Here is a 26,241-nt window from a genome sequence, read left to right on the forward strand (position 1 = left end):
TGGTGCGTGCTGTGACACGCGTCACTTTGGTCCGACCATAGGACTTGTTCGCCAATTCGGCAATGGGCGACCGAAGGATGGTTCTGGAGCAACCTCCAGTGGATCGGTTCCGTCGGCGCGGTATCGTCCCCGAGCATCCTCTTACAAACAGCGCTCGAGAAGTGGACTCCCTTGACCAACGACCCCGGCCTCACGACGCCCGGACCCCGCCGTACGGGTGCGCCTTTGATCACCCCAGTCAAGGTGCCGAAGCCGGCCGAGCTGTTCGCGGACATGCTGCGGGAGAAGATCTTCAGCGGCGAGTTCCCGACCGGCGAGGCGCTGCCTCCGGAGCGGACGCTGGTCGAGCAGAGCCAGCTGAGCCGCGCCACCGTGCGCGAGGCACTCGGCGTGCTCAAGCAGCAGGGCCTGCTGATCACCCGGCCCGGTCGCACCGGCGGCTCCATCGTCTCGAGGCCGACAACCAAGGACCTGGTCGGTTCCATCGACCTCTACGTCCAGGCACAGGGCTGGGATTCCGACACCCGGACCCTGGTCGAGACCCGGGAGGTCGTCGAGCCCTGGTGCGCCGCCATGGCCGCAGAACGGCGCTCCGATTCCGAGCTCGACGAGATGCGACACCACAACAGCGCGATGGAGGCTGACCTCGACCATGTCGAGCGCTACCTGGAGGCCAGCAGCGCCTGGCACGTGGCGGTGGCGACCGCGAGCCACAACCCCTTGCTGTCGGCCCTCATGCACGCCAGCCGACAGGCCATGATCACCGGAACACAGGCCAGCCGCTTCCACCGGCACGAGGCCCGCGAGCAGTCGTGGCAGGCCCACCTGGCCATCACGGAGGCGATTGCGGCGCAGGACACGGCCCACGCCCACGAGCTCATGGGCGGGCACGTCAGGCCCGGCGACGGGTCCGTGACGGACCTTCTCGGCGGGTGAACCTCAGCCGAGGAACTCGTCGGCACCGAGGTCGAGCGCGATCCGCGCGCCGCGCCGCAGCAGGTCGCGGAAGACCTGGTCACCGCGTTCGGTCCGCTTGACGCTGCCGGTGGGGGGCACGAGCATCAACAGCGTCGCGAACGACGCCTCGCGATAGGCCCGCCACGCCTCGTCCTCATCGAACTCCACACCACGCGCGAACAGGTCGGCGACATGGGTGCGTACGACGTCCCGCTCGACCTGCGCCCGGGTGTCCGGTGTGAGCGAGGTGGCCATGGCATAGGCCAGGTCGAACATCGGAGCTCCCCAACCGACCGTCTGCCAGTCGAGCACCACCACGCGGTCCGGGCCGAAGAGCATGTTGTCGATGCGGTAGTCGTGGTGCACCAGGCTGACCGGGCCGCCGACCCGTTCGGCCCAACCACCGGCGCCGGCGACGAAGCGGTCGATCTGCGCCCGCTCCTCGTCGTCGTACCCGTCGGCGAGGTAGTCCCTCGCCTTCGCCCAGGAGCCCTGCATCCGCTCCACGATCCCCGGGATGGGAACACCGAGGCGTCGGTGCAGCCACGGCGTCTCGGCCAGCCGGGCACTCCCCCAGAACGGCGCCTGGAGTGCGGCCAGCTGGGCACGCATCTGCTCGAGGACGTCGAGTCCGACCGGCTCGAGCTGGTCGCGCGCCGACAGGGCGGAGAGGTCCTCGAGGAGCAGGGTGGGCGCGCCCGTGGAGGACTCGATCACGCCCAGTAGCGCCGGGACGTCGATGTCGCTCTCGCCGACGAACTCGAGATAGAAGCTTGCCTCCCGCTCATAGGCACCGAGGGAGGCAGCGGTGCGAGCCGCCGCCTCGTCGGTCGACGGCACCTTGGCCACCGCAGAGGCAGGGCCGGCACCCTCCCGCCACTCGAGGGCGAGAAGGAGGGTGTCGGCCATCAGGCCATTGCCGATGGGGCGCGCCTCGACCCGCCGAAGGACCGCCTGCGGCGCGGCCGCTCCGGAGGCGCGCATCGCCTCTGCGAGCTGGTCCGGGGCGATCCCGGCGGATTCCGTCAGGGCGGTTCCCGTCGTCACGACGTCCTCAGGCCATCGTCAGGCCACCGCTGACCGACAGGGTCTGGCCGGTGACGAAGCCAGCGCCGTCGGAGGCGAAGAACGAGACGGCAGGGCCGATGTCCTCGGGGGTGCCGAGTCGCTTCATCGGGACCGCGCCGGTCATCCCCGCGATCACCTTCTCTGCGTCGCCACCGCCCGCGCCGTCCGCAAACTTGCGCAGCGCCGGGGTGTCGGTCGGGCCGGGGCACACCGTGTTGGCGGTGACGCCCTTGCGGGCGACCTCGCGGGCCAGGGTCTTGGTGAAGGCGATGATTCCGCCCTTGGCGCCGGAGTAGACCGCCTCCATTGACGAGCCCACTCGGCCGGCGTCGGAGCCGATGTTGATGACGCGACCGAAGCCGCGCTCCATCATGCCGGGCACGACGGTGTGGATGACGCGCAGCGCACCCTTGTAGTTGATGTCGAGGATCTTGTCCCAGAACTCCTCGTCGGTCTTCACGAACGGCATGAAGTCGTCCCAGCCGGCGTTGTTGACCACGACCTCGATCGGGCCGAGCTCGGCCTCGACCGTGGCCACCGCGGCCTTCACCGAGTCCAGCGAGGTCACGTTGATCTCGACGGCGATCGCCTCACCACCGGCGGCGGAGATCTCCTTGGCGGTCTCCTCCGCGACCGGCAGGTTCATGTCGGCGACGACGACCCGGAAGCCGTCCCGTCCGAGGGTGGTGGCGATGCCCTTGCCGATTCCCTGGGCACCTCCGGTGACCAGTGCGACGCGGTTGCTCATGTCTCTCCTTGGGTTGCTGCGGTGATTGTCAGAGGGTGGGGATCAGACGGCCTGGGACCAGAGGACCGGTCCCGCGATGATCGAGTGGCTGGTCAGCTTGCGGCCGAGGACCGACTGGGCCTCGCGTGCTGATTCGATGATGCGCCCGAGGTCGAGGCCGGTGTCGACGCCCATCTCGTGGAACATCGAGACGAGGTCCTCGGTGGCGATGTTGCCGGTCGAACCGGCCGGCACCGGGCAGCCGCCGAGCTCGCCGAAGCTGGACTCGAAACTGGTGCAGCCGGCCTCGAGTGCGGCGTACGCGTTGGCCAGGCCCTGGCCGCGGGTGTTGTGGAAGTGCGCGGTCACCTCGATGCCGGGAAGTCGCTGCACGGCCGCGGCGAAGAAGCGCGAGGAGTACGCCGGGTTGCACATGCCGGTCGTGTCGCCGAAGCCGATCTCGGTGGCGCCCGCCTCGGCGAACTGCTCGGCCAGGTCGAGCACGCGGTCCATCTCGACCTTGCCCTCGAAGGGGCAGCCGAACGAGGTGGCGATCACGGCACAGAACTTGAGGTCCTCGGCGACGATGCGCGGTCCCATCACCGCCACGTCGGCCATCGTCTCCTCGACGGTGCGGTTGATGTTGCGCTTGTTGTGGGTCTGGCTGGCGCTGACGAACAGCGTCGCGTCCTCGAAGTACGCCCGCTCCTTGAGCGCGTTGTCGAGCCCCTTGCTGTTGGGGATCAGGACCATGCGCTCGACGTCGGCGGGTACGTCGATCCGGTGCAGCACCTCGACCCCGTCGGAGAGCTGCGGGATCACGTCGGGCCGGACGAAGCTGGCCACCTCGATCCGCTTGAAGCCGGCCCGGCCCAGCGAGTTGATCAGCCGCACCTTGTCGTCGGTGGAGATCGTCTCGGGTTCGTTCTGGAACCCGTCGCGCGGACCGACCTCGCGAACGTGGACCCGGCGGGTCTCCTGGTCGGTGCTGTTCGGGAACCCGGTGTTGGTCAGGTCTTGGGTCATGGCTCAGTACTCCTGGTCTGCGAGGGCCCGTTCGAGCTCCTCGCGGTGTTCTGGCGCGGCCACCTCGATCAGGCGCAGCGCTCGTTCGGCCACCGTGCAGCCGGTGAGCATGGCGACTCCGTGCTCGGTGACGACGGCGTCGACGTCGACGCGCGACGTGGTGACGACGCCGCCGTGGAGCGAGGGGACGATCGTGGACTGCCGCTGCTCCCCCGACCCGTTGGTCGAGCGGAGCGCGATGATGGAGCGGGACCCGGTGAGGGCGGCCGCGCGACTGAAGTCGACCTGTCCGCCGACGGCCCCGATGTGCACCCCGCGGGCGAGCTCGGCCCCGACCTGGCCGAGCAGGTCCACCTCGATGGCCGAGTTGATGGAGACCAGCGACCGGAGCTGGGACAGCACTCCCGGCGCGTGCGTGTAGCTCGCCGGCCGGAACTCGACCGGGAACTCATGCAACCGGTCGTAGTAGTCGCGGGTGCCGAATGCGGCGCCGGTGATCACCAGGCCCGCGTCGATCTCCTTGCGGGCACCGGTGATCACGCCCTTCTCCACGAGGGTGAACACGCCGTCGGCGGTCATCCCGCTGTGGAAGCCGAGGTCGGCGTGACCGGCCAGGGCGTCGAGGACCGCCTCGGGCAGTGATCCCACGCCGATCTGGATCGTGTCGCCGTCGTCGATGATCGAGGCGACGTTCTTGGCGATGCCGAGCTCGACCTCGTCGGGTTCGCGCTTCGGCGACTCGACCAGGGGACGGTCCGTCTCGATGATCGCGGCGAACGCGGAGAGCGGCAGCTTCGGCCCACCGACGGTGGCGGGCATCTGCTGGTTGATCTCGGCGATCAGCGTGCGGGTGTGCGGGATCGCGTCGGCGACGTACTCGACTCCGATACCCAGCGTCACGAGGCCGTCGCTGTCGGGCGGCGAGACCTGCATCAACCCCACGTCACAGGGAAGCTGGCCCTTGGCGAACATCCTCGGCAGCGCTGAGTAGTGACAGGGCACGACGTCGAGCAGGCCGTTGCGGCTGAGCCGACGGAGCTGGCCCAGTCCCCCGTAGGAGATGACGGTGAGCAGCTCGGGCAGGTCACCCGAGAGGCGCGCGTTCCAGGTGAGGCCCGAGAACGCCCGGATCGGGCCGACCTCGTCGACCGCGTCGAGCACCTGGTTGACCAGCTGCTCGGGCTCCGCGCTCCCCTGTCCCCACCAGACCCCGTCCCCGGGGTGCAGGAAGGCTCCGACGTCGAGCATGGCCGTCGCCCTCAGACCCGCTGGACGAGGGTCGCCGTGCCGAGTCCGCCACCGCAGCACATGGTGACCAGGCCGATCTCGACGTCGCGCCGCTCCATCTCCGCGAGGAGCGTGGCGAAGAGCCGGGAACCCGAGGCGCCGACGGGGTGGCCGAGGGCGATGGCTCCGCCGTTGACGTTGACCCGGTCCATGTCCGGCTTCAGCTCGCGCTCCCAGGCGAGTACGACGGGGCTGAACGCCTCGTTGATCTCGACGAGGTCGATGTCGCCCATCGCCATCGCGTTGCGCTCGAGCAGCTTGCGGGTGGCCGGGATCGGGCCGGTGAGCATGAGGGCCGGGTCGACGCCGACGGTGGTCTGGTCGAGGACCCGGGCCCGCTTGGTGAACCCGTGGCGCTGCACGGCCTCGTCGGAGGCGAGCAGGAGGCCGGCAGCCCCGTCGGTCAACGGCGACGAGCTGCCCGCGGTGACCTTGCCGCCGTCAGGGCGGAAGATCGTCTTCAGCCCGGCCAGCGACTCCACGCTGGTGCCCGGCCGTACCGACTGGTCGCCGGTGCGGGTCTCGCCGTCCAGCTGCATCGGGATGATCTCGCGCGCGAAGCGTCCGGCCTCGTGGGCTGCGGCAGCCAGCGCGTGGGAGCGCACCGCGAACTCGTCGATCTCCTGGCGGGAGATGTCCCACTGGTCGGCGATCCGTTCGGCGGCCTCGCCCATCGACGGGAAGTCGTAGAGCTCGCGCAGCTCGGCGGGCCACGCGGCGCCGTACAGCTCCTCGATCCGGGCGACCGCGTCCATCGGGATGCGGCCCATGTTCTCGACGCCCCCGGCGAGCACGACGTCGTGGGTGCCCGAGGCGATCAGGGCGGCGGCCATCTCCACGGCGGTCTGCGCCGACCCGCACCGTCGGTCCAGCACGGTTGCCGGGATCTCGGCCGGGTAGCCGGCCTGCAGCCAGGCGTTGCGGGCCACGTTGCGAGACTGCTCACCGAAGGGAGCGGTGCAGCCGACCACGAGGTCCTCGACCTGGTCGGCGGGTACGCCGGTTGCCTCCAGCAGCGCGGTGTAGACCGCACCCAGCATCACGTTGGGGTGGGTGTCGCGGAACCAGCCCTTGTCGGGGTGGGCCTTGCCCATCGGCGTACGAAGCGCCTCGACGATCCAGGCGTCGCGCCCGGTGCCTGCGAAGCTCATAAGTCATGCCTCCTTGGAGCTGGTCGTGGCGAGCGACGTTCGCCGGAGTGCCTGGCAAGGCGGAAGAGGGAGACGGGACGGAGTCCCGGCGACTGATGAGAACGCAGTCCAGGTGCCCGGCGAACGCCGTGCAGCAGGCCAGAGCCGAGGAGTCATGGCTAGATCACCGTCCCGCCGTCGACGGGGAGCACCTGGCCGGTGATGTATCCCGCGGCGTCGGAGGCGAAGAAGACGAACGCCCCGGCGATCTCGTCGGGGGTGGCCCAGCGAGCGAGCGGAATCCGGGCCAGGGTCATCGCCGCGAGCTTCTCGTTGGACCGGATGTTCTCGGTCATCGCGGTCGCGGCCAGCGGGGCCAGCGCGTTGACGGTGATGCTGCGCTTCGCGAGCTCCTTTGCCAGGGACTTGGTGATCCCGATGATCGCGGACTTCGCGGCGCTGTAGTTGACCTGTCCGATGGTGCCGACCAGCCCGGCCGCGGACGTGACGTTGATGATGCGGCCGGTGCCGTCCTCGGCCAGCAACGGCGCGGCGGCCTGGCTGACGGTGAACGCGCCACCGACGTGGACGTCGAGCACGAAGCGGAATTGCTCCGGTGTCATCTTGTGGAACATCGCGGGAGAGATGGCCCCGGCGTTGTTGAGCAGGATGTGGAGGACGCCGTCGGTCAGCGCTGCGGCGCGTCGGGCGGCTTCGGCTGCCGCTTCGGCGTCACGTACGTCGAGGGCGAACGACTCGGCCCGGCCACCGGACTCGGTGATCTCCTTGGCCACGGCCTCGGCCGCGGACCCGTCGAGGTCGGTCACCAGGACGGCGGCGCCGGCGGCGGCGTACGCCCGGGCGACTGCGGCACCGATGCCGTTGCCGGCTCCGGTGAGCAGTGCGGAGCGTCCTTGCAGTGAGAACATCAGTAGCTCCTCGGCAGGCCCAGCACGTGGGACCCCAGGTAGTTGAGAACCATCTCCTGGCTCAGGGGGGCGATCTTGGTCAAGCGTGCCTCCCGGAAGTAGCGCGCGACGTGGTACTCCTCGGAGTAGCCCATGCCTCCGTGGGTCTGCAGGGCCCGGTCGGCGGCCTGGAAGCCGGCATCTGCGCAGAGGTACTTGGCCGTGTTGGCCTCACGGCCGCAGGGCAGGCCCTTGTCGTACATCCAGGTGGCCTTGCGCAGGATCAGCTCGGCGGCGTCGAGGCGCGCGAGCGAGTCGGCGAGCGGGAACTGGATGCCCTGGTTCATCCCGATCGGACGGCCGAAGACCTCCCGCTCGTTGCCGTAGCGCACGGCACGCTTGAGCGCCGCACGGCCGATGCCAAGAGCCTCGGCGGCGACCAGGCAGCGCTCGGGGTTGAGCCCGTCGAGGATGTACTTGAACCCCTGGCCCTCCTCGCCGATGCGGTGCTCCTCGGGGATCCGAAGGTCGTCGATGAAGAGCTCGTTGGAGGTGACCGCGTTGCGGCCCATCTTGCGGATCGGCCGGATGTCGACATGGGCGCGGTCGAGGTCGGTGAAGAAGAGGGTGAGCCCATCGGTCTTCTTCGGGGAGTCCTCGTACTTCGCGGACCGGGTCAGCAGCAGGATCTTCTCCGACTCCATCGCCTTGGAGATCCAGACCTTCTTGCCGTTGACCACGTAGTCGGAGCCGTCGCGCTTGGCGAAGGTGGTGATCCGCGTCGTGTCGAGGCCGGCGCCCGGCTCTGTGACGCCGAAGCAGACGTGCAGGTCGCCGTTGACGATGCGCGGGAGGTTCTCCTTCTTCATCTCCTCCGAGCCGTGCACGATCACCGGGTGCATGCCGAAGATCGACAGGTGCATGGAGCTGGCGCCGTTCATTCCGGCGCCGGAGGCGGCGACTTCCTCGAGGAGCAGCGAGGCCTCGGTGATGCCGAAGCCGTGGCCGCCGTACTCCTCCGGGGTGGTGATGCCGAGCCAGCCGCCGTCCGCGAAGGCCTGGTAGAACTCGGACGGGAACTCGTGCGCCTCGTCCTTCTCCATCCAGTACTGGTCGTCGAACTTGGCGGAGAGCTCGGCGACCGCCTTGCGGATCGTCTGCTGGTCCTCGGAGAGCTCGAAGTCCACGGTGCCCGTCCTTGGTCTCGTCGGTGCGGCCCGAGATGTTCCCGAACCAACTAATGGAGTGACTATAACAAAAGGTAAGACCAAAAACTATACGAGCTGGAGTCGATCGGCAAGCCGTTCGTTCCACTCCTTCGGAGCCCCGAACAGCTGCTCGTCCAGCCGCGCGCGCTTGTAGAACAGGTGCAGGTCGTGTTCCCACGTGTAGCCGATCGCACCGTGCATGGTGAGTGCGGTGTCTGCCGCCCGGGAGGCCGCCGCGGTGACCTGCGCCTTGACGGCTGCCGCACGCAACGGAGCCTCCGCGTCGTCGATCTCCAGCGAGGCTGCGGCGAGGTAGACCCCGGAGCGGCCGGCCTCGAGGTCGACCAGGATCGAGGCGGCGGCGTGCTTGACCGCCTGGAAGGAGCCGATCGGCACGCCGAACTGGCGGCGCTGGAGGCTGTACTCCACGGCGAGGTCCAGCATCCGCTGCATCGTCCCCAGTGCATCGGCCGCGACGAGCAGGCCGGCGAGGTCGACGACCCTGGCCAGTCCGACCACCGGATCCCCGTCGACCGCTTCGGACACAACGCCGTTGAGTCGTACGTCGGCCAGGGTGCGGGTGCGATCCAGCAGGCGACGCGGCGTGATCGTGAGTCCCGCTGCGCCGGCGGAGACGATCCGCAGCTGGGGGCCTGCCGACGACTCGACCGGCACCAGGAGCGTCTCGGCACGATCGGCCGCGAGGACCTGCAGCACGTGTCCGCTCAGCCTCCCGTCGGCGCCCATCGACACCGTCGGACTCGCGTCGGGAAGGTGCCCCGACGGGACCAGCAGGGCGACCGGCGAGCCGGCGACCGCCGCCTTGACCAGGTCGGGGTGGCGCTCCAGCAGCGGTACGGCGAGCACGGTGGCCAGCCACGCCGAGCTCGGGACCCCGGCCCGGGCAAGCTCCTCGGCGGTCAGGGCGAGCTCGACGACGCCTCCACCCTGGCCGCCCAGGGACTCGGCGATGCCGACACCTGCCATGCCGCCCTCGTTCCACCTCTGCTCGAAGGGCCCGTGATCCCCGCGCTCGTCATCGGCCTCGAGCCAGGCTCGGACCTGCTCCGGTCCCGCGACGTCGGCCAGCCAGCCGGACAGTGCCTCTCGGTAGGCGTCCTGCTCCTCAGACAGCTTCCACTGCATGGCTCTCCTCAGGGTGTGTGTTTGTCCAGTCGTTCGCCGGTCGATGCGTAGTCAGGCGGCCGACGACTGTTACTTTGGGTATGACCAATCGAACGATGGAACTTCTCAAGAAGCGGTGGGCGATGACTGAATCCACAGAGGCCGGGCCCCAAGGCATACGGCGTCCGGTACAGCTCACCCCGATGCAGGTCCCGAAGGCCTCCGACGTGCTGGCCGACGACCTGAGGGAGCGCATCCTGCGCGGCGACTTCCCCGAGGGCACGGCGCTTCCGCCCGAGCGCGAGCTCGTCGCACAGACCCGGATGAGCCGCACCACGGTGCGCGAGGCGCTGCGCATCCTCGAGGTGCAGGGACTCGTGCAGATCCGCACTGGCCGGGCCGGTGGCGCGTTCGTGCAGACCCCGGGCGAGGAGTCGATCGCCAGCTCGGTGAACCTCATGATCCGCGGCCGGCAGATCCGCATGGATGCGCTGCTCGAGACCCGCGAGGCCGTCGAGCCGGCCTGTGCCCGGCTCGCCGCGCAGTACCGCACGGCCGCCGACCTCGAGCGCCTCGAGCGGGCCAACGAGGCGATCGCCAACGCGGGGCCGCTCTCGGAGTTCCTGACCGCCAACGTCGAGTGGCACGTGGCGGTCGCGGTCGCGTCGCACAACGACCTGCTCAACGGCTTCATGCTGGCCCTCTCGCGCGCCATCTACGAATCCACCGACAACAAGGGCTTCATCGACGACGCCGTGCGCAAGACGACGGTCAAGGCCCACAAGAGCATCACCGACGCGATCCGCGCCCAGGACCCCAACGCCGCCGTACGACGCATGCAGCGCCACGTCCACACGTACGCCGAAGCGGTGCTCGAAGTCGAGGAGCGCACCGCCATCGAGGTCGCCGAGATCTGAGCCCGGGCTGCGGGCCTCACCGCAGGTCCTTGACCAGCTCGCGGATCTCGTCGACGGCCTGGGGGTTCTCGGCTCCCGAGAGGTCCCCGGGGTCGGTGTCCATCACGGCTGCCCGGATCGCTCGCCGCAGGATCTTGGCAGACCGGGTCTTGGGCAGCCGTTCGACGCGCACGACCTGGCTCGGAGCGAACGGCTTGCCGACGCCGTCGGCCACGAGACCACGTACGCGCGCGGCGACCTCGGCGTCGTCCTGCGCGACGTCACCCTTGGCGACGTAGAAGACCCAGACGGCCTCACCCTTGGTCGCATCGGGGATGCCGACCACCGCGGACTCGGCGATCGCCGCGTCGACCGCGACGACCGACTCGATCTCGGCCGGCGCGACGCGCTTGCCGGCCACGTTCATCACGTCGTCGCTACGACCCAGGATGAACCAGCTGCCGTCGTCGTCGACGAGCGCGAAGTCCCCGTGCCGCCACAGGTTCTCGAAGGTGGACCAGTAGGCCTCGTGGTAGCGCTCCCCCTCGGGAGTGTCGTTCCAGATCCCACGGGTCATCGACGGCCACGGCTGTCGGCAGACCAGTTCCCCGATCTGTCCCCGCACCGGCTGCGCGTCGTCGTCGACCACGTCGACGTCCATGCCCAGGGCCGGACCGCCGAGGGAGCAGCTGCGGATCTCCTCGACCGGGTAGGGGCAGAGGAACGAGCCGCCGACCTCGGTGCCCCCGGAGAAGTTGATGATCGGGACCCGGCTGCCGAAGACGTCGCGGGCCAGCCACTCGTAGGACTCCGGGTCCCACGGCTCGCCGGTGGAGCCCAGCACCCGGACGCTGGCGAGGTCGCGGTCGGGTACGCCGCCGGCCGCGCGCAGGGTGCGGATCAGGGTCGGGCTGACCCCGAGCATCGAGACCCCGTGCCTCTCGACGAGCTCCCAGAGCCGGCCGGTGTCGGGCACGTCCGGCGAGCCTTCGTAGAGCAGCAGCGTGCCACCGGTGCCGTGGGTGCCGAAGATCGAGAGCGGGCCCATGATCCAGCCCATGTCGGTGATCCAGCAGAAGGTGCGCCCCGGCCCCATCTCGAATCCGTAGGACACCTCCGAGGCGGTCTTCGCGACGAAGCCGGCGTGCGTGTGCACCGCGCCCTTGGGCTTGCCGGTCGTGCCCGAGGTGTAGGCCAGCAGCAGCACGTCACCGGCCGCGGTCGGCTCGACGGCGTCGTCGGGTTCACCGGCGACCAGGTCGCTCCAGGCCACCTCGCCGGCGCGCAGCTCGAGGCCGGACCCGAGGTTGTCCACGACCACCACGTGCTCGACGCTCGGGCAGCTCTCCATCGCGGTGCGCAGCTGCGGCAGCATCGAGGCGACCTTGCGGCGGCGGATGGTGCCGTCGGCGGTGATCACCGCCTTGGCGGCGGCGTCCTGGATCCGGCTCGCGATCGCCGGGGCGGCGAACCCGGAGAACAGCGGCACGAGTAGAGCCCCGAGGCTCGCGACGGCGTACGTCGCCACCACGGCCTCGGGAGTCATGGGGAGGTAGATCGCGACGGCGTCGCCCTTGCCGACGCCCAGCGACCGGAGCCCGCCGCGCACCCGGGCCACCCGGTCGGCCAGCTCGGCGTAGCTGAGGGTGTGCACGGTTCCGTCCTCGGCCTCGTGCACGACGGCGGGCGCCTCGGGCGTGCGCGTGACCCACTTGCCGAGGCACGCGTCGACGGCGTTGAGGCCGCCGTCGACGAACCACTCGGGCCACTTGACTCCGCGGCTCAGGTCGACGACCTGCGAGTACGGCGTGTGGAACGGGATCTCGAGGTCCTCGACCACGGTGCCCCAGAACGCACCGATGTCGGCGACCGACACGGCGCGGAGCTCATCGGCGCTCGTGACGTCGAGGCGGCGCATCAGTCGGGCCACGTTGGAGTTCGTCAGGTAGTCGTCGTCCGGCTGCCACACGTAGGTCATCGGGGTCTCCTCAGGAGCGGGGCATGCCGAGGATGCGCTCGGCCGCGATGTTGCGCTGGATGTACGTCGAGCCACCGGCAATTGCCGTGCCGCGCGACTGGTTGGCGAGTCGGAGCCAGGCCCGGACGTCGTCGAGGCCGGTGGCGGCCTCGTCATGGAGGTCGAACTGGCCGCCCATCGGCGCCAGGGAGAGCCGGAAGTCGGCAAGGTCCTCGACCAGGGGGCAGAAGTAGAGCTTGCCGATCGAGGTGACCGGCCCGGGAGGCGCACCCGTGTCGGCGCCGGTGATCACGCGCTGGCCGATCGCCTTGTGGATCATCGCCCGGGACCACAGGTCGGCGACCTTCTGCCGAACCTCGGGGTCGGCACCCAGTGGCTCCCCGACCGCGTCGCGCAGATGGCGGACGTCGTCGATGATGTCGGCGACGGCCTTGGTGGTGTTCACCCGTCCGGTGGCGATCGCGACCCGTTCGAAGGCGAGCGTGCCCATGGTGACCTTCCAGCCACCGTCGACCTCACCGACCACCAGGTCGTCGGGGACGAAGACGTCGTCGAGGAACACCTCGTTGAACTCGGCCTCACCGAGCATGTGCCGCAGCGGGCGCACCGTGATGCCGTCGGAGTCCATCGGGAGCAGGAAGAACGTGATGCCCTTGTGCCGCTGCTTGTCGGGGTCGTTGCCGCCGGTGCGCGCGAGCAGGATCGCGTGGGCGGCGATCTGGGCCCGACTGGTCCAGATCTTCTGCCCGTTGATCCGCCAGCCACCCTCGACCTTGACCGCCTTGGTGCGCAGGCTGGCCAGGTCGGAGCCGGCATCGGGCTCGGAGAAGAGCTGGCACCACACGTCCTCGCCGGTCAGGATCGGCTCGAGCAGTCGCTCCTTCTGGGCATCCGTGCCGAAGTGCGCGATGGTCGGACCGCAGAAGTCCTCGCCGATGATGTTGAGTCGTTCGGGCGCCCCCGCCCGGTCGCACTCCTCGGAGAAGATGGCGCGCAGCTGCTCGCCGAGCCCCTGCCCGCCGTACTGCGTCGGCCAGGTGATGCCGGCCAGGCCGGCGTCGTGCAGCAACCGCTGCCACTGCTGCCAGAACGGCACCTTCTCGACCAGGTCGCTGGGCTCGGGCCAGGCAAGCTTCGGCAGGGCCTCGTCGAGGAAGGCCCGGACCCGTTGCCGGTACTCCGCCTCCTCCGGGGTGTCGACGATCTCCATCAGACCGCCTCGGCCTGCTGTGCAGATACAGACGTGGCGTGCCTCGGCGCTGCCATTCCACCGGCCTCGAGCTTGGCCGCGATGTCGGCGCGCAGGACGTGCTTCTGGATCTTGCCCGTCGCGGTGGTGGGCAGCGCGTCGACGATCTCGAGCCGCTCGGGCACCTTCTGGATGGCCATGCCCTCGCCGAGGAGGAAGTCCCGCATCTCCTCGAGGGTGAGCTCCGGCTGGCCCTCGTGCATCACCAGGTAGCAGCAGACCTTCTCACCGAGGTAGGCGTCGGGCATCGCGACCAGCGCGACCTGGCTGACGTCCGGCCTGGAGGCGAGGGCGTCCTCCACGGCACGGACGCTGATGTTCATGCCGCCGCGGATCACGATGTCCTTGAGGCGGCCGGTGACGCGCACGTAGCCGTCCGCGTCCATCCGTCCGAGGTCGCCGGACCTGTGGAAGCCGGACGGCGTGTAGTTGGCGGCGGTCTCGTCGGGCTGGCCGATGTACTCGAGGCAGTTCATCGCGCCGCGGTAGGCGATGTCGCCCTCTTCGCCGCGCGGGACCTCGTTGCCGGCCTCGTCGACGATGGCGACCTCCTGCAGGGGCAGCGCCTGGCCGTCGGACGTGACCGACCTGGAGGGATCGTCGTCGAGGGTGCACATCGTGGTGGTGATGTTCTCGGTGCGACCGTAGAGACTGAGGACGGCCATGTTGGGGATCGCCGCACGGCCGGCCTCCACGAAGCTGCCCGGGATGGGCGCACCGGCCGAGGTCCAGAACCGCATGCTGCTGGCGTCGTGCACCTCGGGGTCGTAGACGTCCAGCAGCATCTGCAGGAAGGTCGTCGCACTCACGCAGGCGGTGCACTTGAACTTCGCGATCCGCTCGAGGCCCTCCTTGGGCTCCCAGCGGTCCATCAGGTGGCTGGCCGCACCGTGGGCGAGGGGCAGGAGATAGCTGGTGACCAGCCCGGTGGTGTGGGTGACGGGCGACGGGCCGAACTGCACGTCGGCCTCGGTGTAGTTCCAGCCCCTGCCGAGCAGGCGGGCGCCGCAGGCCATCGTGTTGAAGGTGTGCAGGCAGCCCTTCGGTCGCGACGTGGTGCCCGAGCTGAACACCACCACGAACGGCTCGTCGGGGCCGACACCCGTGCCGATCTCGGCGTCCGCCTCCTCGCGGGACAGGTCGACCAGCAGGTCCTCGAAGTCCACGGCGCCACTGACCAGGTCTCCCTCGCGGCGCACCACGACGATGGTCTCGAGGAGCGGCCAGTCGGCGCGCAGGTCCGCGAACATCCGCGCGTGGTCGAAGCCGCGGTACGTCGACGCGGTGAAGGCGGCCTTTACGTTCGCGGTCTCGAGGATGAAGCCGACCTCCTCGCGACGGTAGATCGGCATGATCGGGACGATGACCGCACCGATCCGGGCGATCGCGGCACTGATCACGAAGAACTCGGTCCAGCTCGGCAGCTGGACGGCCACCCGGTCGCCCGGACCGATGCCACGGCGTCGCAGGCCCACCGACAGGGCGAGGACCCGCTCGCGGAGCTGGCCGTAGGTGATCTCGGTCGTCGAGTCGGTGCCGAAGACCTTGTCGGGTTGCCGGTCGGCCTGCTTCTCGATCATCGCGAAGAGCGTCTCGTCGGTCCAGAGCCCCTGCTCGTGGAAGCGGGCGATCTGTTCGTCGGTGTAGCGGTCGTGCACCGTGGCGAAGGCCATGGATTCCTCCTGATCGGAACCGATGTCATCAGGCGCGGGGACCACTCGGACGCAGTCCACCTGCAGTGGTCCTGAGATTACAATGGTCAGACCGAATAGGCAATGGGTGGCCAACCGGCGGGGTGGAGCGTCAGTCCTCCCGCGCACCGATCGTCAACCGGAGGTACTGGGAGATGGCCTCGGCCCGGTTCTCCACGCGCAGCTTGCGCAGGATCTGCTTGACGTGGGACTTCACAGTGCCGACGGCGATCACCAGGCGCTGGGCGATCCGCTCGTTGGTGGCACCCGTGGCCATCAGGGTCAGGACCTCCAGCTCGCGGCTGGTGAGGAGCCCCTCGAGGACCGCCTGGCGGTCACTCACGACCGGTCGCAGCGGTCGGCTCACGGCGAGCGCGGTCGTCTCCTCCCTGGTGGCCAGGTCGATCTCGCTGGTGGCCAGGTCGTCGAGGACTGCCTCGACCGTCTGCATCACCCGCATCACTTCAGCCCGCTGGTCGCGCAGCCGGCCGAGCAGGACCGCCCGCTCGAAGATCTGCGCGAACCCGACCGCGTAGAACCAGAGGATGTCCCGGTCCAGCTCCACGACGTCGTGGCCGCGAAGGTCGGCGTGCAGCAGGCCGATCACGCGGTCGCCAGCGATCAACGGCGCAACGACGTACGACGTCTGCGCGGCCGCCGTCGCCAGGGGCTGGTAGACGCGACTGTCGGTGCTGGCGTCCGCGACCAGCCCCGGCTCGCGCCGCCGGACCACCTCACTCTCGAGCAACATGTGCGACAGACGAATCTTGGGGACCTCACGGATCCAGTCGACGAAGGCGCGCTCGTCGGGCCCCACGTGCGCCGAGTAGCTGCGCCACGGCCGCCAGGTGTCGTCCTCGACGCGGGACAGCATCAGCCTGTCGAAGCCACCGCCCGCGGCGGCCGACTCACAGACCTTCTCGAGCAGCTCGTCCTGGTCGGTGATCCGGCGCAGACGTGCCAGCTCACGGTCCAGCTGGTCCATCCGGCGCAGTCGCTCGTGGCCCAGGAGGTCGTGGATGGAGAACCGGACCTGGTGCACGGCGTGCAACGTCTCGCTCAACTCGACCACCCGTTCTCTCCCGAGCTCGTGCCCGGGGTCACTGAGACGCTCGCGCATCATCCCCGCCAGGATCGTCAGCTGCCCGTCCAACGTGCGCAGCTCGGCCGACGGAACCTGCTCCAGGTCGTCCAGCTCGTCGGCGTCGAGCGAGGTCGACGGCAGCGACTCGACCAACCGGATGGCAGCGGAGTACGCCGATTGCCCCTGGCTGATCAGATCGGCACGGCGTCGCGCTGCGGCCGCGGATGACGACTCCATCAGTCTCCCTCTCGCCCCGTGAGAATGCATTGCGACGACCACGAGCCCTGAGAACGATCGTTAGCACCCCATGCTACGGTGCCGCCGTGGGTCGCCACAGACGAATTCTCGATGCAGCCGCAACGGCCTTCCATGAGAAGGGCTTCCATGGGGTCGGTGTCGACGAGCTCGGCACCCGTGCCGGCCTGAGCGGGCCGTCGATCTACCGGCACTTCTCCGGCAAGGACGAGATCCTGGCGACCTTGCTCAACGAGGCCATGGACGAGCTCCTGGCCGCGACCCGCCCCACCGGCGAGGACCCGGACGCCGAGCTGCGGCGCGCACTGCGCCACCACATCGACTTCGCCCTCGCCAACCGCCAGCTGGTCACGCTCTACCAGCGCGAGGTCCGCTCGCTGGCCGACCCGTGGTCGAAGTCCTTCGCCGGCCGGCGCGGGCAGTACACCCGCAGCTGGGAGGCGCTGTTCGCCAGCTGCTTCCCCGATCTCTCCCCCGGGACGGTCGCCGCCACCACACAGGCCTGCCTCGGCACAGTGTTCTCCGTGGCGTCGTGGCCCGAGCGCGCGCTGGCGGCCCCCGGCGTACGCGAGATGCTCCTGGAGCTGGCCCTTCACGGTGTGTACGGCGACCGCCGCTCAGCTACCTGATCGACTGCGCGCCGAACCGAAGTCCCACATGCCCGCAGCGATCCGGCGGTACTGCAGCTCGTCGGAGCCCTCGGTGATCCGGTAGCGCCGGTGGTGGCGGTAGATGTGCTCGAACGGGTAGTGCCTGCTGTAGCCGACACCGCCGTGGATCTGCATCGCCCGGTCGGCCGCGTTGCAGGCGAGCTGGTTGCCACGGACGTTGACCATGGCGACCTTGTCGCTGACCGCGGTCTTGCCGTGCACGTCCATCTCCCAGGCAGTCTTCATGATCGTGTTGCGGACCAGTTCGGCCTCCGTCTGCAGCTCCACGAGCTGCCACTGCACGCCCTGGTAGTCACGCATCTGCTGCCCGAAGAGCTTGCGCTCCTCGGTGTACTCGATCGACCTGTCGATGCAGAACTGCGCCGCCCCGAGCGAGCTGGCCGCCTGCCGGATCCGGTTCTCGTGGACGAAGAGCTGGGCACAGTCCAGGCCACGCCCCTCCTCGCCCAGCAGCGCCGCGCCCGGCACGCGGACGCCGTTGAGGCGCACCTCGGCATGGTCGGTCGGCATGTTGAACGTCCACCAGTAGAACGGCACCTCGAAGCCTTCGGCGTTGGTCGGCACCAGGAAGGCGGAGATCCCCTCGGCCTTGCCGTCCTCCCCACTGGTGCGGGCGAACACGAGGTCGATCTCGGAGACGTCGACGACGCTGTTCCAGCGCTTCTCTCCCGTGATGATCCAGTCGTCGCCGTCCTTGACCGCCTTCGTCTCGAGCCAGGTGACGTCACTGCCGTGGTTGGGCTCGGTGAGCCCGAATGCCATCTCCATGTCGCCGGAGACGAGGCGTTCGAGGTACTGCTCCTTCTGCTCGGGCGTGCCGTACTCGTGCAGCACCAGCGCGAGCGGCACGTTGGCCACCATCGACGCCTCGTGGCTGAGCTCGGCGTGCAGGCCCGGCCCGCGACGCGCGAGGTGCTCGCGGATCGTCGCCATCGCGACGTTCGAGCCGTCCTGGCCGCCGAGCTCCTTCGGCAGCGGGTAGCGATAGAAGCCGGCTTCGTCGGCCAGCTTCCGGGCCTCGCGCATGATCTCCCGCCAGCGCCGGGTCGGGATGCCGCCGCGCTCCAGGTCGGTGCGGGTGAACTCCCGGCGGTGGTCGAAGTGCTCCGGGTTGGCCTCCTCGATCGGCTTGATCTTGGTGTCGATGAATTCGTCGAGGTCGGCGATGAAGGACGTGACGTCCTCGGGGATGGACCAGTCCATGGTGTTCCTCCAGCTCGTTGCGGTGATGGACCGACGGTAGGTCGGTCGCTCTCCGCAGGACCGTTCGTGCGAGCCGGGCGGTGTCGAGATCTCTACCGGTCGGCGTACGACGGGTCGCCGCGGTTCGCCTGCCGGGGTTCCATGGGGCCATGAAGACAGAGACGAAAGTGATGAACAGCGTCGACGAGCTCCGTGCCCTGGAGGGGCAGGTGCTCGGCACCACGGAGTGGTTCGAGGTCACGCGGGAGCGCATCCAGGGCTTCGCCGACGCCACCGAGGACTGGGAGCGGATCCACGTCGACCCCCAGCGGGGCGCCGAGTCACCGTTCGGCACGAACATCGCGCACGGGCTCTACACACTCTCGCTCGGGCCGAAGTTCCAGTACGAGATCTTCGAGATGAACGGCCACTCGCTGGCCCTCAACTACGGCTACGAGAAGGTCCGTTTCACCTCTCCGGTCAAGCTCGGGTCCCGAGTGCGGATGACCCAGGAGCTGCTCGCGGTGGAGCCTCTCGAGGGCGGGTCGAAGTTCCGCACGCTCCAGACGTTCGAGATCGAGGGGCAGGAGAAGCCGGTCTGCGTCGCCGAGTCCGTCTTCGCCTACTTCGACTGACCTGATTCGCCACCAGATTCGCCAGACCCGAGGAGCAAGAGATGCGCGCAGTAGTCGTCGAGACCCTGGACGGGCCCCAGTCCGCCGTGGTTCGTGAGGTCCCGGCACCCGAGGGCGCCCACCGGCGGGCCGACGGACGGCGGGTGCTGGTGGAGGTCCACGCGGTGGGCCTCTCCTTCATCGATCCGTTGCAGACCCGCGGGAAGTACCAGGCCGGCGTCGAGGCGCCGTACGTCTGCGGCTCGGAGCTGTCCGGGCTGGTGCTCGAGGCGCCCGAGGACTCGTGGGTGAAGCCCGGCGACCGGGTCGCCGGGATCGTGTGGCAGGGCGCGATGGCCGAGCAGGCGCTGGCGATCGACGACTTCCTGGTGCGACTGCCCGACGGGATGTCCTACGAGGAGGGCGCCGGCATCTACATGAACTACGCGACCGCCTGGTACGCCCTGGATCGCGCCGGCGCGAAGGCCGGCGAGACCGTGCTGGTCACCGGCGCTGCCGGTGGCGTGGGCACCTGCGTCCTGGACCTGTGCCGGATCGCCGGCATCGACTCCGTCGGCCTGGTCTCCAGTGACACCAAGGCCGCGACCGCCAAGGCCGCCGGCGCCACGCACGTCGTCCGCACGGACGAGGGTTGGCTGGAGGAGGTCCGCGAGCTCACCGGCGGTGGCGTCCAGGTGTTCGTCGACATGGTCGGCGGCGACGGCTTCCTCGATGTCGTCCGGTCGCTGAGGATCGGCGGCCGCGGCGTGATCGTCGGGTTCGCCGGCGGGTCGATCCCGTCGCTCAAGATGAACCGTCTGCTGCTGCGCAACCTGACCGTCACCGGCATCACGATGGACGTGATGGAGACCGAGCACCCCGGCACCCTGGACCGCGTGCGCCTGGGCGTCCAGGAGCTGCTCGACGCCGGCCAGCTCACCCCCGAGATCGGCGCGAGCTATCCGATGGAGAAGGCGTCCGATGCCTTGGCCGCACTGGAGGACCGCACCGCCGTCGGCAAGGTCGTCGTCACCATCCCCTGACCCGGCACTCTCGGTGGTCGAGNGCCAGCGAGCGTATCGAGACCCAGCCAGCACGACGGTCTCGATACGCCGACTCGTTCCTCGCCGGCTACTCGACCAGCGAGGAACTGCGTCGGTTCCGTTGGTCGAGGACCCGATGTCCGGCGTCCAGTACTTCGCCGAGGTGCCGGGCCGCCACCTCGAGCTTCGGGTCCGGGCTCTCCCGCTTGCGCTCGCGCTTCCAGATCACCGCGATCGTGGAGGCGGTCTTGTAGTGACAGACCCCCAGGAACCAGTCGAGCTCTGATGTCGCCGCCCTGACCTCCTCCTCGGAGGCGCCGAGCTCGCGTCGCGCGGCGGCGTACACGTCGATCAGCTCCTGCTGCGAGGGCATCTGCGAGCCCGCGGCCCGATCGGCCTGCGACCGGTGCTCGTGGAAGACCTGGGCGGGCTCGACGTGCATGAGCAACCAGGCCAGGTCGGAGCGTGGGTCGCCGACGGACCAGATCTCCCAGTCGATGACGGCTTCGAGTCCGGAGTCGGTGAACAGCATGTTCGCCACCCGGTAGTCGCCGTGGAGAAGCCGCGGATCGATGCCCTCCGGCGTACGTTCGGCCAACCTGGCGTGGAGCTTCTCGTGGCCGGCACCGATGTCGGGGTCCACGGTCGCGAAGAGTCGCTGCCACCTGTCCAGCTCCTCAGTGACCGGCGAGACCGGCTCGTCACCCACACCCAGTGCCTGCGGCGAAACACTCTGCATCCGGGCCAGGGCGCGGGCCGCGACCCGCATCCTCTCCGCAGCCACCTCGGGCAAGGGCGGGGTGTCCGACACGTCGAGCATCGGCTCGTAGGAGTCGCCCGGCAGCAGCTCCATCGCGAACAACGGGGGTACGCCGGGCGGGTCGCCGCCGTCCTCGAAGAGCACGCCGGGCACGGGGAAGCCGGCCAGGCCGTCCAGCTGCTGCAGGACCCGCGCCTGACGCAGCACGTCACGGTTGCGAACCGGTGCCAAGTCGGGAGGTGCCACCTTGAGCACGATCGGTCGCACGCAGTTCTCGTCGAGGAGTTCGGAGGCGTAGGTCAGGCTCGAGACCCCGCCTTCGAGCTGACGAAGACCGCGCACGGTGGCCGTCGTCGACGTACGCCGGGCGGCGCGCGTCGCACGCTGGATGAGGTCATCGGGGTCGAGTTCTCGCACACCCTCACTGTGCGCAGCGCCAAGGCCTCCGGCAACAGGCACACCAGCTCCGGATGGAGGTGCCCACACCAGCCCGGCCCGCGGGCGTCGTGGCGGACGGCCGGATCGGCGTACAACGGGAGCATGCTCCCCCAGACATCACAGGAAATCGCCGCGTCCACCTGGTCGGACCGGTTCCGCCTCGACGGCAAGGTGGCCGTCGTCACCGGCGCCTCCAGCGGCCTCGGAGTAGCGATCGCCCAGGGCCTTGCCGCGGCCGGGGCCGACGTCGCCATCGGTGCACGACGGGTCGAGATGCTCGAGGAGACCCGCGCACTGGTGGAAGAACTGGGCCGGCGCTGTGTCGCGGTCGAGACCGACGTGACCAAGGTCGACGACTGCAACCGCCTGGTCGAGGCCGCCGTCGAACAGCTCGGTGGCTGCGACGTGCTGGTCAACAACGCCGGCATCGGCGGGGAGTACCACGCCGCAACCGAGGACCCGCCGGACCACTTCCGCCATGTCGTCGACGTGAACCTGATGGGCTCCTACTGGATGGCGCAGGCGGCCGGGCGCGTGATGCCCGCGGGCAGCGCCGTGGTGAACCTCTCCAGCGTGATGGCCGTGACCACCGCCAAGATGCCGGCCGCCGGCTACAGCGCGGCCAAGGCCGGCGTCCTCGGCATGACCCGGGACCTCGCTGCACAATGGGGAGAGAAGGGCATCCGGGTCAACGCGATCCTGCCCGGTGTCTTCCTCACCGAGGCGACGGCCGACTACAGCCCCAACTACCAGGCCAAGATCATCAAGGCACGAGTCCCGGGCGGACGCCTGGGCGATCCTGTCGAGATCGCCAGTACGGCGGTCTTCCTGGCCAGCCCGGCGTCGTCGTACATCACCGGCGTCGGCGTGCCGGTGGACGGCGGCGTGCTGCTCTTCTGACCCGCAGAGACGCGTTCAGGGGAACTCGACGACGACCTTGCCGCGCGCCTCACGCCGGTCGAGGATGCCCAGCGCCTCAGCGGCCCGGTCGAAGGGCAGTCGGTCTCCGATGAACGGGCGCACCCTGCCGTCCTCGGCCGCTGCCTCGAGGCCGGCCACGAGCTCGGGCGCGTAGCCCGGGAAGCGCTTCTCCCACGGGTCGAGTGCGACGCCGAGGACGCTCAGGTTGCGCAGCAGCAGCCGGTTGACCTTCACCTCTGGGATGGACCCCTCGGCGAAACCCACCACCATCAGCCGACCGCCCACGTCCAGAGCCCGCAACGAGTCGACGAAGCGGTCACCGCCGACCGGGTCGACCACCACCGCCACACCGTGACCGGTCAGCTCGCGGACCCGGGCCGCCCATGGTTCCGTGCTGCGCAACACGTGGTCGGCCCCGCAGGCACGGGCGACCTCTTCCTTGGCATCGCTCGACACCACCGCAATCGACGGTTTCGCCTTGCCCCGCAGGAGATCGAGGGTCGCCGTACCGACACCGCCGGCGGCTCCGTGCACCAGCACGGACTCGCCTTCGGTGAAGCCGGCGCGATGCAGGGTGAACCACGCGGTGGCGTAGTTGAGGAAGAACGCGGCCCCCTCCGCCCAGTCCATGTGGGCGGGAAGGCGGACCGTGTAGCGCGGGATGCCGAGCACCCGCTCCGCCATCGCGCCCCACACACTGAGCCCGGCCACCCGGTCGCCCGGACGGAACCGTGAGGACTCCGGCGCCTCGAGGACGACGCCGGCGTACTCGCCGCCAGTGACGTAGGGCGTCTCGGTACCGTGCTGGTAGAGCCCCTTGCTCTGCAGGACGTCGGGGAAGTTGACGCCAGCGGCGCGTACGTCGACCAGCAGGCGCTCGCCCTCGGCCCACGGGTGTGCCCCGGTCGGCTCGGGTACGTCGTCACGCAGCATGGCGGCGTCCGGTCCGGTGGTGGCGGGGATGACGACGCCGCGCATCAGCAGGCGGCTCCGGGGCGGGCGACCAGTGCTCGTCGCGTCATGCGGTGTTCTCCGTCTGTGTCTTCTTGAGGGCGGGAGCGTGCCGCTCCTCGAAGGGCGGGATCGCGGGGTGGCCCTCCAGTCGGAGGACCAGCAGCGCCGTCTGCGCGCTGAGCTGGTGGTTGGCATCGGCGGCGACCTCGAGGCCGGTGAGGTCGTGCACCTTCGCCAGGCGCAGCCGCACGGTGTTCTCGTGGATGCCGAGACGGGCCGCGGACTCCCGGACGCTCCGCCCGGTGTCGAAGAAGCACTGGAGGGTGCGGAGCAGGTCGGCGGTGCCCGGGGCTCCGGTCAGGAGGGCTCCGAGCACGTCGTGCACGTAGCGCCGGACGGCGCCGACGTCGCTGTTGGCCACGAAGAGGCGGGCGGGCCCGAGGTCGTCGACGGCGATCACCCGCTCACCCGACGTGGCGAAGCGGTCGACGCAGAGGACGACCTCGCGGGTCTCCCGGTAGGCGCGCTGGAAGGCGCCGGCCCGGGTCACGCCGGAGAGTCCGACGATCGCGTCGGGCTCGCCGAGCTCGGCCATCAGGAGCCGCATGACGCCCTTGACCTCGTGCACGAAGGCAACGTGCGCCGACGCCTCGGGCGCCTCGATGAGCAGGATCGTGCCCTCGCGGCCACGGCTGGCGAGCACCTCGACGCCGAGTCGTGCCGCGACCCGGTCGGAGATCATCTCCTCGTCGCGCGGCTCCGTCCCGATCCCCTCGGCGATGTAGACCAGAACCCGGTCGGCGTCGGCCTGCACGCCGAGGTACTCCGCCGCGTCAGCGAGGTCGTCCTCGCGCGTCGAACCGCGCACCAGCTGCCGGGCCAGGGCCGAGCGGGCATTCCAGGAGGCGCGGGCGACCCGGCGCTGGACGACGTACTCGCTGGCGAGGTGGAAGGCAGCCCGCTTGGCGAGGAGCTGGTCGTTGTGCCCGAGCCGGCCGGACACCTCTGCCACGACGAGCCACGCGAAGAGGCAGCCGTCCCGTGCCACCGGCACCATCAGGTGGCGCCGGGCGATGCCACGGGCCGGCTCCGCGGACACCAACAGGGGCTCGGGCGAGGAGAGATCCGTCGGGCCGTTGCGGGCCAGGAGCAGGTCGAGCTCGGGCGGCCGGAAGTCGGAGCCGCGCACCCGCGCGGAGCGGGCGACCACACGGCGGCGAGTGTCCATCAGCCAGATGGGGTTGGCGGTGAGCTCCGCGACGGTGTGCACCAGCGCTGCGATGCCTCCACCGGCTGCCGCCACCGCACTGAGCTTGAGCTCGACCGCGTGTCGGCGCTGCAGCTCCTCGTGTCGGCGCAGCAGGTCCGAGGGCTCGGGCAGCTGGTGCGCGGCGGTCATGACAGCTTCTTCGCGATGTCCGCGCGCAGCACGTGCTTCTGGATCTTCCCGGTCGCGGTCATCGGCATCGCCTGCACGATCTCGAGCCGCTCGGGCAGCTTCTGCGTGGCGACCTTGTGGTCCTTCAGGTGACCGACGACGTCGTCGAGGGTGATCTCGCCGTCGGGGTCGGCCGGGACGACGTACACGCAGACCTTCTCGCCGAGTCGTTCGTCGGGCATCCCGACCACGGCCACGTTGGCGATCTGGGGGTGGGCGAGGAGGTGGTCCTCGAGCTCGCGGGCACTGATGTTCATGCCGCCACGGATCACGATGTCCTTGAGTCGGCCGGTCACCCGCACGAAGCCGTCGGCGTCCATCCTGCCAAGGTCCCCGGAGCGGGAGAAGCCGTCGGACGTGAAGAGCGCCGCCGTCTCCTCGTCGTTGCGGAAGTACTCGATCATGTGACTGGGGCCCTTGTAGGCGATGTCCCCCTCGTCGCCCCGCGGGACCTCGTTGCCAGCGACGTCGACGACGTGGATGGCAGCACCCTCGAGGGCCGAGCCGTCGGAGGTCGCCGACCTCTCGGCGGGGTCATGGACGGTGCACATCGTGGTGAGGAAGTTCTCGGACCGGCCGTAGAGGCTCAGGGTCTGGCATCCGGCGAAGAGGGCGCCGGCCTTCTCGACCACGGAACCGGGGATCGGCGAACCCGCGCACACCCAGCGGCGCAGGCTGCTGGCGTCGTGCTTGTCGGCGTCGTAGGCGCCCATCAGCATCTGCAGGAACGGGGTGGCGGTGACCGCCGTGGTGCAGCCGTGCTGCTCAATCAGGCGCAGCGCCTCCACCGGGTCCCAGGCCTCCATGAGGCAGGACTGGGCTCCCGCCAGCAGGGGCAGGACGACGCTGGTGACCAACCCGGTGCTGTGAGTGATCGGCGACGGCCCGAACTGCACGTCGTCGGCGCTGTAGTCGAGGCTCTTCGCGATCGCCGCGGCGCTGGCCCGCAGCGTGTTGAAGGTGTGGAAGCAGCCCTTGGGGCGCGACGTCGTACCCGAGGTGTAGACGATCAGGAATCCGTCGTCGGGGTTGCTGTCGGGGCCGATCTCTGCCTCGAGGGCGTCGAGGTCACCGTCGGCGACCAGGCCGTCGAGGGGGGAGCCGAGCGCGGGGGCCAGGTCGGCGTCCGCCCGGGCGATGTACGTCGCACGCAGGTCGGGGCATTCCTTGGCCAGCTCGGCGAACATCTCGGCGTGATTGAAGCCGCGCACCTCGCCGCAGGTGATCGCGACAGCAGCGCCCGAGTGCTGCAGCACGTAGCCGACCTCGTCGTCGCGGTAGATCGGCATGATCGGCACGACGATCGCGCCGATCCGGGAGAGTGCCGCGGCGACGACCGCGAACTCCGTCCAGTTCGGCAGCTGGACGCCGACCCGCTCGCCCTTCCGTACGCCGGCGCGGTGCAGGCCGGCGGCCAGGCGGAGGGCCCGCTCGCCGAACTCGCGGAACGTGAAGGAGCTGGTGCTGTCGAACACGAACGTGGAGTCGGGGCGCTCCTCGACCTGCTGTGCGACCAACGCGTTGAAGCTCGTCCGCTGCCAGAAGCCCGCTTCGTAGTAGGACGCGATCTCTTCATCCGTGTACCGATCGTGGACGTTCTTCAGGGCAGCCATGACGTGTTCCTCTTTCGG

Annotated in this window: 23 protein-coding genes; 6 read left to right on the forward strand and 17 right to left on the reverse strand. The window is 69.6% G+C overall.

Annotation, left to right across the window (positions count from 1 at the left end):
- The first annotated feature begins 171 nt into the window (after positions 1–171).
- Positions 172–936 (forward strand): FadR/GntR family transcriptional regulator, encoded by a 765-nt coding sequence (locus ASH02_RS14995; RefSeq protein ID WP_156409778.1) that lies wholly within the window; start codon positions 172–174, stop codon positions 934–936.
- Between the two features lie 3 nt (positions 937–939).
- On the opposite strand, the gene ASH02_RS15000 is transcribed toward ASH02_RS14995, so the two are convergent.
- From ASH02_RS15000 to ASH02_RS15035, 8 genes are all read right to left on the reverse strand, one after another.
- The gene (locus tag ASH02_RS15000) at positions 940–2,004 is read right to left on the reverse strand and encodes a phosphotransferase family protein (RefSeq protein WP_200959150.1); all 1,065 of its coding nucleotides are present in this window, start codon (positions 2,002–2,004) and stop codon (positions 940–942) included.
- A gap of 7 nt (positions 2,005–2,011) precedes the next feature.
- Entirely contained in the window at positions 2,012–2,773 is a 762-nt protein-coding gene (locus ASH02_RS15005) for an SDR family NAD(P)-dependent oxidoreductase (protein ID WP_056688344.1), read from the reverse strand.
- 42 nt (positions 2,774–2,815) lie between these two features.
- Positions 2,816–3,778 (reverse strand): hydroxymethylglutaryl-CoA lyase, encoded by a 963-nt coding sequence (locus tag ASH02_RS15010; RefSeq protein WP_056688347.1) that lies wholly within the window; start codon positions 3,776–3,778, stop codon positions 2,816–2,818.
- Positions 3,779–3,781: 3 nt separating this feature from the next.
- Complete coding sequence (locus tag ASH02_RS15015; protein ID WP_056688350.1) at positions 3,782–5,026, reverse strand: acetyl-CoA hydrolase/transferase family protein; 1,245 nt, start codon at positions 5,024–5,026, stop codon at positions 3,782–3,784.
- Positions 5,027–5,037: 11 nt separating this feature from the next.
- Complete coding sequence (locus tag ASH02_RS15020; protein ID WP_056688353.1) at positions 5,038–6,216, reverse strand: thiolase family protein; 1,179 nt, start codon at positions 6,214–6,216, stop codon at positions 5,038–5,040.
- A 158-nt stretch (positions 6,217–6,374) separates the two neighbouring features.
- Positions 6,375–7,124 (reverse strand): SDR family NAD(P)-dependent oxidoreductase, encoded by a 750-nt coding sequence (locus ASH02_RS15025; RefSeq protein ID WP_056688356.1) that lies wholly within the window; start codon positions 7,122–7,124, stop codon positions 6,375–6,377.
- Positions 7,124–8,290 carry an acyl-CoA dehydrogenase family protein gene (locus tag ASH02_RS15030; protein ID WP_056688358.1) on the reverse strand — a complete coding sequence of 389 codons (1,167 nt, stop codon included), beginning with the start codon at positions 8,288–8,290 and terminating at the stop codon, positions 7,124–7,126. Before ASH02_RS15030 ends, ASH02_RS15025 begins: the two co-directional genes overlap by 1 nt.
- An 87-nt stretch (positions 8,291–8,377) precedes the next feature.
- Positions 8,378–9,457 (reverse strand): acyl-CoA dehydrogenase family protein, encoded by a 1,080-nt coding sequence (locus ASH02_RS15035; RefSeq protein WP_057295006.1) that lies wholly within the window; start codon positions 9,455–9,457, stop codon positions 8,378–8,380.
- Positions 9,458–9,579: 122 nt separating this feature from the next.
- On the opposite strand from ASH02_RS15035, the gene ASH02_RS15040 reads away from it, so the two are divergent.
- Positions 9,580–10,353, forward strand: coding sequence for a FadR/GntR family transcriptional regulator (locus tag ASH02_RS15040; protein ID WP_056688913.1), 774 nt, complete (start codon positions 9,580–9,582; stop codon positions 10,351–10,353).
- 16 nt (positions 10,354–10,369) lie between these two features.
- Here ASH02_RS15040 and ASH02_RS15045 read toward each other — a convergent pair whose 3' ends face one another.
- From ASH02_RS15045 to ASH02_RS15060, 4 genes are all read right to left on the reverse strand, one after another.
- The gene (locus ASH02_RS15045) at positions 10,370–12,310 is read right to left on the reverse strand and encodes an AMP-binding protein (protein ID WP_056688365.1); all 1,941 of its coding nucleotides are present in this window, start codon (positions 12,308–12,310) and stop codon (positions 10,370–10,372) included.
- Between the two features lie 10 nt (positions 12,311–12,320).
- The gene (locus tag ASH02_RS15050) at positions 12,321–13,520 is read right to left on the reverse strand and encodes an acyl-CoA dehydrogenase family protein (protein ID WP_056688367.1); all 1,200 of its coding nucleotides are present in this window, start codon (positions 13,518–13,520) and stop codon (positions 12,321–12,323) included.
- The gene (locus ASH02_RS15055; RefSeq protein WP_056688369.1) at positions 13,520–15,232 is read right to left on the reverse strand and encodes an AMP-binding protein; all 1,713 of its coding nucleotides are present in this window, start codon (positions 15,230–15,232) and stop codon (positions 13,520–13,522) included. The genes ASH02_RS15050 and ASH02_RS15055 overlap by 1 nt, the downstream gene beginning before the upstream one ends.
- A gap of 130 nt (positions 15,233–15,362) precedes the next feature.
- On the reverse strand, positions 15,363–16,571 hold the full coding sequence (locus ASH02_RS15060; protein ID WP_056688371.1) for a LuxR C-terminal-related transcriptional regulator: 1,209 nt from the start codon (positions 16,569–16,571) through the stop codon (positions 15,363–15,365).
- An 86-nt stretch (positions 16,572–16,657) separates the two neighbouring features.
- Between ASH02_RS15060 and ASH02_RS15065 the strand changes: the two genes are divergently transcribed.
- On the forward strand, positions 16,658–17,218 hold the full coding sequence (locus ASH02_RS15065) for a TetR/AcrR family transcriptional regulator (RefSeq protein ID WP_056688374.1): 561 nt from the start codon (positions 16,658–16,660) through the stop codon (positions 17,216–17,218).
- Here ASH02_RS15065 and ASH02_RS15070 read toward each other — a convergent pair.
- On the reverse strand, positions 17,207–18,463 hold the full coding sequence (locus ASH02_RS15070; RefSeq protein ID WP_056688378.1) for an acyl-CoA dehydrogenase family protein: 1,257 nt from the start codon (positions 18,461–18,463) through the stop codon (positions 17,207–17,209). The genes ASH02_RS15065 and ASH02_RS15070 overlap by 12 nt on opposite strands.
- A 149-nt stretch (positions 18,464–18,612) precedes the next feature.
- Between ASH02_RS15070 and ASH02_RS15075 the strand changes: the two genes are divergently transcribed.
- Positions 18,613–19,077, forward strand: a complete 465-nt coding sequence (locus tag ASH02_RS15075) for a MaoC family dehydratase (protein WP_056688379.1) — start codon at positions 18,613–18,615, stop codon at positions 19,075–19,077.
- A 41-nt stretch (positions 19,078–19,118) separates the two neighbouring features.
- On the forward strand, positions 19,119–20,099 hold the full coding sequence (locus ASH02_RS15080) for an NADPH:quinone oxidoreductase family protein (protein ID WP_056688380.1): 981 nt from the start codon (positions 19,119–19,121) through the stop codon (positions 20,097–20,099).
- 88 nt (positions 20,100–20,187) lie between these two features.
- Here the strand turns inward: ASH02_RS15080 and ASH02_RS15085 are convergent, their stop codons facing one another.
- Positions 20,188–21,276: a phosphotransferase family protein gene (locus tag ASH02_RS15085; RefSeq protein WP_056688383.1), complete on the reverse strand. Its 1,089-nt coding sequence runs from the start codon at positions 21,274–21,276 to the stop codon at positions 20,188–20,190.
- Between the two features lie 123 nt (positions 21,277–21,399).
- Here ASH02_RS15085 and ASH02_RS15090 point away from each other — a divergent pair, with 123 nt between their 5' ends.
- The gene (locus ASH02_RS15090) at positions 21,400–22,197 is read left to right on the forward strand and encodes an SDR family NAD(P)-dependent oxidoreductase (protein WP_056688388.1); all 798 of its coding nucleotides are present in this window, start codon (positions 21,400–21,402) and stop codon (positions 22,195–22,197) included.
- 15 nt (positions 22,198–22,212) lie between these two features.
- Here the strand turns inward: ASH02_RS15090 and ASH02_RS15095 are convergent, their stop codons facing one another.
- The 3 genes from ASH02_RS15095 to ASH02_RS15105 are packed head-to-tail and all read right to left on the reverse strand — an operon-like array spanning position 22,213 to position 26,223.
- Complete coding sequence (locus tag ASH02_RS15095) at positions 22,213–23,196, reverse strand: NADPH:quinone oxidoreductase family protein (protein WP_056688391.1); 984 nt, start codon at positions 23,194–23,196, stop codon at positions 22,213–22,215.
- 40 nt (positions 23,197–23,236) lie between these two features.
- Positions 23,237–24,571 carry a PucR family transcriptional regulator gene (locus tag ASH02_RS15100; RefSeq protein ID WP_056688396.1) on the reverse strand — a complete coding sequence of 445 codons (1,335 nt, stop codon included), beginning with the start codon at positions 24,569–24,571 and terminating at the stop codon, positions 23,237–23,239.
- Positions 24,568–26,223 carry an AMP-binding protein gene (locus tag ASH02_RS15105; RefSeq protein WP_056688399.1) on the reverse strand — a complete coding sequence of 552 codons (1,656 nt, stop codon included), beginning with the start codon at positions 26,221–26,223 and terminating at the stop codon, positions 24,568–24,570. Before ASH02_RS15105 ends, ASH02_RS15100 begins: the two co-directional genes overlap by 4 nt.
- Positions 26,224–26,241: the final 18 nt, after the last annotated feature.

Source organism: Nocardioides sp. Soil796 (genome assembly GCF_001429525.1).
Classification (GTDB): Bacteria; Actinomycetota; Actinomycetes; order Propionibacteriales; family Nocardioidaceae; genus Nocardioides.

Bases quoted from the DNA above. Each gene is read 5' to 3' on its own strand.
- ASH02_RS15100 (WP_056688396.1), bottom strand. From the start codon at position 24,571: ATGACCGCCGCGCACCAGCTGCCCGAGCCCTCGGACCTGCTGCGCCGA.
- ASH02_RS15070 (WP_056688378.1), bottom strand. From the start codon at position 18,463: ATGGACTGGTCCATCCCCGAGGACGTCACGTCCTTCATCGCCGACCTC.
- ASH02_RS15080 (WP_056688380.1), top strand. From the start codon at position 19,119: ATGCGCGCAGTAGTCGTCGAGACCCTGGACGGGCCCCAGTCCGCCGTG.
- ASH02_RS15055 (WP_056688369.1), bottom strand. From the start codon at position 15,232: ATGGCCTTCGCCACGGTGCACGACCGCTACACCGACGAACAGATCGCC.
- ASH02_RS15025 (WP_056688356.1), bottom strand. From the start codon at position 7,124: ATGTTCTCACTGCAAGGACGCTCCGCACTGCTCACCGGAGCCGGCAAC.
- ASH02_RS15015 (WP_056688350.1), bottom strand. From the start codon at position 5,026: ATGCTCGACGTCGGAGCCTTCCTGCACCCCGGGGACGGGGTCTGGTGG.
- ASH02_RS15105 (WP_056688399.1), bottom strand. From the start codon at position 26,223: ATGGCTGCCCTGAAGAACGTCCACGATCGGTACACGGATGAAGAGATC.
- ASH02_RS15035 (WP_057295006.1), bottom strand. From the start codon at position 9,457: ATGCAGTGGAAGCTGTCTGAGGAGCAGGACGCCTACCGAGAGGCACTG.
- ASH02_RS15045 (WP_056688365.1), bottom strand. From the start codon at position 12,310: ATGACCTACGTGTGGCAGCCGGACGACGACTACCTGACGAACTCCAAC.
- ASH02_RS15090 (WP_056688388.1), top strand. From the start codon at position 21,400: ATGCTCCCCCAGACATCACAGGAAATCGCCGCGTCCACCTGGTCGGAC.
- ASH02_RS15060 (WP_056688371.1), bottom strand. From the start codon at position 16,571: ATGGAGTCGTCATCCGCGGCCGCAGCGCGACGCCGTGCCGATCTGATC.
- ASH02_RS15005 (WP_056688344.1), bottom strand. From the start codon at position 2,773: ATGAGCAACCGCGTCGCACTGGTCACCGGAGGTGCCCAGGGAATCGGC.
- ASH02_RS15050 (WP_056688367.1), bottom strand. From the start codon at position 13,520: ATGGAGATCGTCGACACCCCGGAGGAGGCGGAGTACCGGCAACGGGTC.
- ASH02_RS15095 (WP_056688391.1), bottom strand. From the start codon at position 23,196: ATGCGCGGCGTCGTCATCCCCGCCACCACCGGACCGGACGCCGCCATG.
- ASH02_RS15020 (WP_056688353.1), bottom strand. From the start codon at position 6,216: ATGAGCTTCGCAGGCACCGGGCGCGACGCCTGGATCGTCGAGGCGCTT.
- ASH02_RS15040 (WP_056688913.1), top strand. From the start codon at position 9,580: ATGACTGAATCCACAGAGGCCGGGCCCCAAGGCATACGGCGTCCGGTA.
- ASH02_RS15010 (WP_056688347.1), bottom strand. From the start codon at position 3,778: ATGACCCAAGACCTGACCAACACCGGGTTCCCGAACAGCACCGACCAG.
- ASH02_RS15075 (WP_056688379.1), top strand. From the start codon at position 18,613: ATGAAGACAGAGACGAAAGTGATGAACAGCGTCGACGAGCTCCGTGCC.